The sequence below is a fragment of the Dietzia sp. DQ11-44 genome, from assembly GCF_014145205.1.
Classification (GTDB): domain Bacteria; phylum Actinomycetota; class Actinomycetes; order Mycobacteriales; family Mycobacteriaceae; genus Dietzia; species Dietzia natronolimnaea.
Map to the genome: position 1 here is coordinate 1 of NZ_JAALEC010000216.1, position 6,210 is coordinate 6,210.

Below are 6,210 nucleotides of genomic sequence, written 5' to 3' on the forward strand. Positions count from 1 at the left end.
ACCACTCATCGAGTTCCGGGTCGTGTCGTTCCCTCCGACGATCAACAGCACAAAGTTGCCCATGAATTCCATCGGGCGGTCGATCAGATCCTTGGTGTTCTCGTTGCTCTGCAGCATGGTGACCAGGTCGAAACCGGGTTCCTCCCCCTCTGCTAACCGAGCCTTCTTGTCGTACCACAGAGAACTCAGACCGCTCGCCATCTCGCGCATTCCGTCGAACGTCTCGTCGAGGTCCGCAGGACCACCGTTCGCTTCCTCGAACGAAGTTGCAATATCTGACCAGTACACGAGTTTGTGACGTTCCTCGTATGGGAAGTCCAAGAGCGTCGCGAGCATTCGAGCTGTCAGTTCGATCGAGACAGCCTGGACCCAATCGAACGGCTGATTCACCGGCAAGTCGTCTAGTACCTCGCGAACCCGAGACCGAATGAGCGTCTCCATCTCACGCAGGTTCTTCGGCGCGACCACCCCCTGCACAGCTGCTCGCTGCAAGTCGTGACGCGGTGGGTCCATCGCGATGAACATCTCAATATCGAGAAAACGAGGCGGGGCCCCGATCACTATCATCGGCTCGGCGGAGAAGACCTCATGGTTCTTATCGACCGCGATGATGTCTTCATGTCGGGTCACTGACCAGAACGGCCCGAACGCACTGTTGGGCTGAAAGTGGACCGGAGCCTCGTTTCGCAGGCGCTCATAGTAGGACTGCCAGCGTCCTTGCCGATAGAGAAAGGGATTACTGAGGTCGATGTCGGCGAGCTCGACATCCTCGACGGGAGGAATGGGACTCTCTACGAAGAGCTTCTTCCCATTCGTCCTTGTCACCCAGCGCCGAGTCCTGTCGTACAGATGGGCGCCCCGGATCTGAAGATCCATCGGGATGGCCGACCGGATTCTGTCCCCGACTTCTACATGATTGCTTGACACGACTCTTGATCCCTTCGTCGTTACATCTGGAACTCTGGCACCTGGACGACCAGGCCGTCCCAATCCGCGGACGCGGTCATCTGGCACGACAGTCGAGAGGTCGGCAGCCTTTCCGGGTTCATTGCGAGCATTTCCTCTTCACTTGCTCCCGAGAGGCCGACCTGTTCGGACCACTGCGGATCAACGATGACATGACACGTGCCGCACGCGGCTTCGCCTCCGCAGTCAGCGTCAATCCCGGGCACCGCGTTGTTGACGGCGATCCGCATGAGTGACTGCCCCTCCTCTAAGGGCACCACGTGCTTCTCTCCCTCATGTGAGACGAAGGTTACGACTGTCATCGCTGGCTCCTGCATGGTTGTTCGGGTAATAGCTGCTCACAGCATTGCTAACAACGACGACTGCGGCTAGGTTGATTGAGGGCAGAAGCTTGTTAATTTGGCTCAGAAGGCGGGGGCGATGAATCTTGATCGCGAGGGCGTGCCACCGCTCGTGTTCGCGCAGTTACTTGAGAGCCCAGTTCTGGAGCAAGACGCCGTTGCACGGTTTCGCGAGATCATGGATCGTGAGCGAAGCGACGTCGAGTCACTTCTTGCCATCAACGCCCAAGTTCCCCTGCGGTGGATCAGGGAAGCCTTGCCCGACCTCGACGTCGACCAAGCAACGACCCTCGGTTTGGCGTTCGCCCAGCATGCTCATCTGACGTCCTTCGGACCATTAAGCGTCCCACTAGTAAGCGCAGGTTCCGCAGGCGAGATATTGGAATTGCTTGCCTACCTGCCGCTAATAACCCCAGCCCTGAGTGCGCAGTTCTACGCAGGTGGACACGGAGTGTCTGTCGCGCTCAATGGGCAGACGGGCGATCGAGTCCTAGACTCCCTAGTGGTCACCTACTGTGGTGCGGTCCTGCTGAGGCTGCTGAATATACTCGTTGGCGATGCACCAGACATCACACTCTCACTGGGTTGGCCCGCTCCGGAAGGTCTGCCCGTGGATCAGGATTGGTTAGCTGGTCGCCTGGTATTTGACGCTTCACTGTCCATTCTGCATTTTCCCGTTGACGCGGTCAATCACGTCTGCCGGTTCTCTGACCCCGTGGCGTATCGACTCGCTAGCGGTGACTTGCAGCGAAGGCTCGACGAGCGGAGTAAAATCGCCTCGTATTCGGACAAGGTGAGACGTCTGATAGAGAAGCGTCCCGCAGATTGTGGAAGTCAGTGGATTGCAGACGAACTCTCCATCTCTACGAGCACACTTAAGCGGCGCCTCTCTGAGGAAGGGATGACCTATCGCGGACTGCGCCAGTCGGTCATTCGTGAGTACGCGATTCTTCGTTTACTGGACGGATCTGTGTCCGCGAGCGAGATCGCCACGGACCTCGGTTACAGCGACCTCGCCAGCTTTTCACACGCTTTCAAGCACTGGACCGGCCACCCGCCGACGGGGTTCCGTCGTAGGTAGCGCTGCCTCTTGGTTGACTCGTACAGGGCAACTGGCGATGCACGGTGCCTTCCGCTTCGCCCGTTCTTTGGGCGTGGCGTTCAATATCTTCAGGCTCCGCCGACATCCTCGACGTATTCGGGCCTGGTGCTCGCGGCGGTGAGTTTGGCCTAAGCCCTCGAGTTTCTCTGTGACTGCAAAAAGTGTTCAACCTCGACCACGATGAACAGGGCAGTGGCAGTAATAACAGTGCGGCCCTCTGCATCCTCCATCGTGGACGTGAGGTCCAATTTCCGGCCATCGCGAGACCGAACTGCAGCGCGCAGGATGTACGGGGTGTCGAGTAGTGCTGGCGCAAGATACTCGAGCTCGAGACGGCGCGTCACGGCGAGCTCGCCGACCGAATAGAGCAAGAAGCCGAAGAGGTCGTCAATCACGGTCGCTACCGCGCCGCCGTGTGCAATGCCGGGTGCCCCGACGTGGCGCTGGTCGAACTGGTGGTGTGCGACGACGCCGTCTCCGTCACGCCGTACCGAGAGGAAGTGACCATTCGGGTTCTCTGGTCCACAGCCAAGGCAGTTGGGGTGGTGGGGAGGAAGCTCGGAGGAACCGGATTCCATGCGCGTAAACGAGCGCACCCAGGTGTCGATATCGGTACCTATCGGCCCGCCGGCCTTGTCGCGAAATGTGTCCATGTCCAGACCTTCCTGTCGATGAAGTTGTGCTGGGTGTGACACCTCTGCTCATGGCGACGGAGATATCGCCGACACCCGCACGTCCGACCCGTGACCCAACCTCGACCGGGACGTCCAAGGGGCCCTGAGGCCCGATGCGGGTGGCCTGAGCAACTGGCTGCCGACGGCACGATAGTCAGGTCGACAAGGCCGACTGAGCCGGGACACCATGTACTGTACGAACATACAGTATGCGGTACCGACGTATAGTCTAGTTTGGGGTCCGTAGGCTCGACCGCAACTGAAGGGGAACCGCGTGAATCGTTCCGCACCAGGCGCCGCGGGCCAGGATCTCACTGCCAAGGCGCGCATCCGCAACGCCGCACTGGATCTCTACGCCGCCAACGGCGAGGACGGCACTTCGTTGCGAACCGTGGCGACCGCGGCCGGGGTGACGGTGGGTCTCGTGGTCCATCACTACGGCACGAAGGACGGCCTGCGCGGGGCGGTCGAGCGACTGGTCGTAGAGCATTTCGCTACCGCACTTGCCTCGGCGCCCGTGGACGTCCCAGGCGCCGACATCGCCCGGATCCGCAACGAGGCGGTTGCCGACATGCTGTTCAGGCGTCCCGAGGTGGTGAACTACCTGCGCCGCGCGTTGCTAGATCCCGGCGGTCAGCGAGGTGAGTTACTCGAACGGCTCACCGAGCTGACACACCGGGAAGTGATAGCTATGCGGCAGTCTGGTGCGGCGTCTAGGGTCCGCGCCGATGCTGTTCAGGTGGTCGACGTCATCGTCACTCAGCTGGGCCGTTTGTTCCTCCAGCCGCTCGTGGACTCGATGTGGTCCCATCTTGGGACGTTCACTCACACCGAAGGCGACGACAAGCCGGAACTGAGTGTTCGCGTCACCGAGACATTGGCACCGCAAGGAACGCCGCAATGACCTTGGTCATGGTAAGTCGCTGGCTTCGAGGCCGGACGATGCCGCGAGCAGCCGCAGTCGAGAATAGTTGCCGCGTGACGGCCACAGTGGACTCCACTCTTAGGGGCAAGAAAACGAGATCCTGTGGCGCGCCGTTGCCTATCTGTCGCAGGCGAACCCGCCAGACGGCGATATGCCCGTGTGGGGCAAGAAGGTCGGCTTTCGGAATGTCTCCGACCACGCCCACACAGGGGGCAACGGAATCGCGCACAGCCTCAGACCGAGCAGCTCCACCAGTCGCGCCCACCGCGCCTGCTGATGAAGTGCCGAGTTCTGAGGTGCCGAGTTGCCAGTGCGAGACCGGACGAACGTGCGAGCAGTTCGGGGAGCGGTCGAGTTCGCGAGATTCACAACTCGGCATCGTCTACTTGTCATAACGTCTGGTTATCGGTCCATGCTCGTGGCCAACATCGAAGCCGGGATCGCAGGGCGGCCACATCCGGGGAAGCGGTCCTCGAGCTCCGCTGTCAGCGAAGCGGCCCGCGGGGGCGGGCGAATCCGGCCATCAATGCAACCGGCACCGATACGCAACCCAGGTGAGCTCCCGCCGCCGGTGACGTTCGAGTCCTCGACGGCGTCAGTGGCGCGATGCGAGAACGTCGTTGTCGAGAAAACCCTTCAATCCGCCGCTGAACACATCGTTGTCGTCGCCGGCGACCATATGACCGGACCCGGTGACGTCGATCAATCTGGCGGTCGGTATGAGCTCAAGCAACTCTTTGGCGCCCTCTTCGCTGACCACGTTTGATTGTGTTCCACGAACGAGCATCGTGGGAACGGTAATCGCGGCTGCGGCGTCCCGGGCGCGTTCGTATCGCACGATCGAGTCGGTCTGGCGGGTGGGTTCGTCGCCCTGGCGCAGAAACGCCGGATCCCAATGCCAATACCAGCGGCCATCGCGCAGACGGAGGTTCTTGCGCAGCCCCTGCGGGTTGGGGGTGCGGACCCGGTTCGGGGTATACGCTGCGATCGCTGCGGCAGCGTCGTCGAGGCTGTCAAAACCATCCAGGCCACTTTGCATGAACGCCATAATCTCCGCGGTGCCGCCCGGTTCGACCTTCGGGGCGATATCGACCAACACCAGACCACGAGCGAGCTCGGGATTCTCTCCTTGTCCGATCAACGACGTCATACCGCCCATCGAGGCCCCGACCAGTACCGGCGTCTGCCCCAACTCGCCGATGACCGAGGTCAGGTCGGCGACCAGAGCGTCGATGCCATAGTCCCCGTCCGGTGCCCATTGGCTCTGCCCATGCCCCCGTGCATCCAGGGCGAGGGCGGACCAGCCGTCCGCCGCGAGCCTGCGTCCGGTGTTTCGCCAGGAATGCCGGGTCTGCCCGCCGCCGTGCAGCAACAGCACCACACCTTTACTGCTGACGTCTGAATCGCCCGCAGTTGACGGTGGATCCCACCGGTCGGCGGCAAGTGTGACACCGTCACCGCGGAGCTCAAGGGTTGTGACTACAGGATCCATAGAAGTTCCTCGCCATGATTATCGAGTGGAGCATTCTCAGTCATGTTGCCGCAGGGGGTGAATACCATTGCACACCACACTCGACCGGCACACTCACTCGACACCGACCCAGACTCCTCGTAGTCGATCAACCAGCCACAATTGGCGCACTCACAGCGGTTCAATCTCGGGTTCAGCGACGTCATCCTCTCGCCGGATGCTGGAACCGAGCTGTTCCGGGCGGAGATCGGGCGGGCGTTCCACGCGGCTGAAAGACTCGTGGAGTCGGCGCGATCGGCCGGCGCGATCCGTTCGGACTTCCACCACAGCGATCTGTACCTGCTGCAGCACCCCAACGGCGGTCTCGCGCGTGGTGTGCACGCGAGCCCACACCCATGGATAAGGGGCCCTTCCGGATCCGGAGTGCGTAACTGGGGTTCGCCGGTGATGCGGTGAGGCACAAGATGTAGGGGTCCTGGGGCGTGTGAAGATGCAAGTTCCTACACCAGCACTTCGCATCCCCAGGACCCGCTTTGAACGCTACCGCCAGCCTGCTTGCCGACACCATCTGCCGCACCGTCGAACTCGGTGTGACCATCACCGACGCCGCCGTGGCCGACGAGCTCACGCACCTGTTCTGCTCCCCGGTCACACTGGATCCGATCTGCGCCGAGTGCGGGGTGGTGGGCCGGCTACGAGACCACATCGAGCGGCGGGTGACCGATCTGCCG

The 6,210-nt window shown here is 61.5% G+C and carries 6 protein-coding genes and 2 pseudogenes; 3 read left to right on the forward strand and 5 right to left on the reverse strand.

Translation table 11 applies throughout. From position 1 onward, the window contains the following. Both G6018_RS06365 and G6018_RS06370 read right to left on the reverse strand, forming a co-directional pair. Positions 1–876 (reverse strand): annotated as a pseudogene (locus G6018_RS06365) (cytochrome P450); the annotation flags it as partial. Positions 877–947: 71 nt separating this feature from the next. Then, positions 948–1,268, reverse strand: a complete 321-nt coding sequence (locus G6018_RS06370) for a 2Fe-2S iron-sulfur cluster-binding protein (protein ID WP_067718080.1) — start codon at positions 1,266–1,268, stop codon at positions 948–950. A 118-nt stretch (positions 1,269–1,386) separates the two neighbouring features. Here G6018_RS06370 and G6018_RS06375 point away from each other — a divergent pair, with 118 nt between their 5' ends. Further along, a complete protein-coding gene (locus tag G6018_RS06375) occupies positions 1,387–2,388 on the forward strand; it encodes an AraC family transcriptional regulator (RefSeq protein WP_107749265.1) in 1,002 nt (333 codons plus the stop codon). A gap of 149 nt (positions 2,389–2,537) precedes the next feature. Here the strand turns inward: G6018_RS06375 and G6018_RS06380 are convergent, their stop codons facing one another. Next, a complete protein-coding gene (locus tag G6018_RS06380; protein WP_008379464.1) occupies positions 2,538–3,062 on the reverse strand; it encodes a PaaI family thioesterase in 525 nt (174 codons plus the stop codon). A 295-nt stretch (positions 3,063–3,357) separates the two neighbouring features. Between G6018_RS06380 and G6018_RS06385 the strand changes: the two genes are divergently transcribed. Beyond that, on the forward strand, positions 3,358–3,987 hold the full coding sequence (locus G6018_RS06385) for a TetR family transcriptional regulator (RefSeq protein WP_182639191.1): 630 nt from the start codon (positions 3,358–3,360) through the stop codon (positions 3,985–3,987). Between the two features lie 616 nt (positions 3,988–4,603). Here the strand turns inward: G6018_RS06385 and G6018_RS06390 are convergent. Further along, a complete protein-coding gene (locus tag G6018_RS06390) occupies positions 4,604–5,500 on the reverse strand; it encodes an alpha/beta hydrolase (RefSeq protein ID WP_069388583.1) in 897 nt (298 codons plus the stop codon). Between the two features lie 150 nt (positions 5,501–5,650). After that, positions 5,651–5,860, reverse strand: a complete 210-nt coding sequence (locus tag G6018_RS06395; RefSeq protein WP_069388582.1) for a hypothetical protein — start codon at positions 5,858–5,860, stop codon at positions 5,651–5,653. A 152-nt stretch (positions 5,861–6,012) separates the two neighbouring features. On the opposite strand from G6018_RS06395, the pseudogene G6018_RS06400 reads away from it, so the two are divergent. Further along, a pseudogene (locus G6018_RS06400) lies at positions 6,013–6,210 on the forward strand (ISL3 family transposase); the annotation flags it as partial.

Excerpts from the sequence above, each read along its gene's own strand:
- G6018_RS06375 (WP_107749265.1), top strand. The coding sequence starts at position 1,387 with ATGAATCTTGATCGCGAGGGCGTGCCACCGCTCGTGTTCGCGCAGTTA.
- G6018_RS06390 (WP_069388583.1), bottom strand. The coding sequence starts at position 5,500 with ATGGATCCTGTAGTCACAACCCTTGAGCTCCGCGGTGACGGTGTCACA.
- G6018_RS06370 (WP_067718080.1), bottom strand. The coding sequence starts at position 1,268 with ATGACAGTCGTAACCTTCGTCTCACATGAGGGAGAGAAGCACGTGGTG.
- G6018_RS06380 (WP_008379464.1), bottom strand. The coding sequence starts at position 3,062 with ATGGACACATTTCGCGACAAGGCCGGCGGGCCGATAGGTACCGATATC.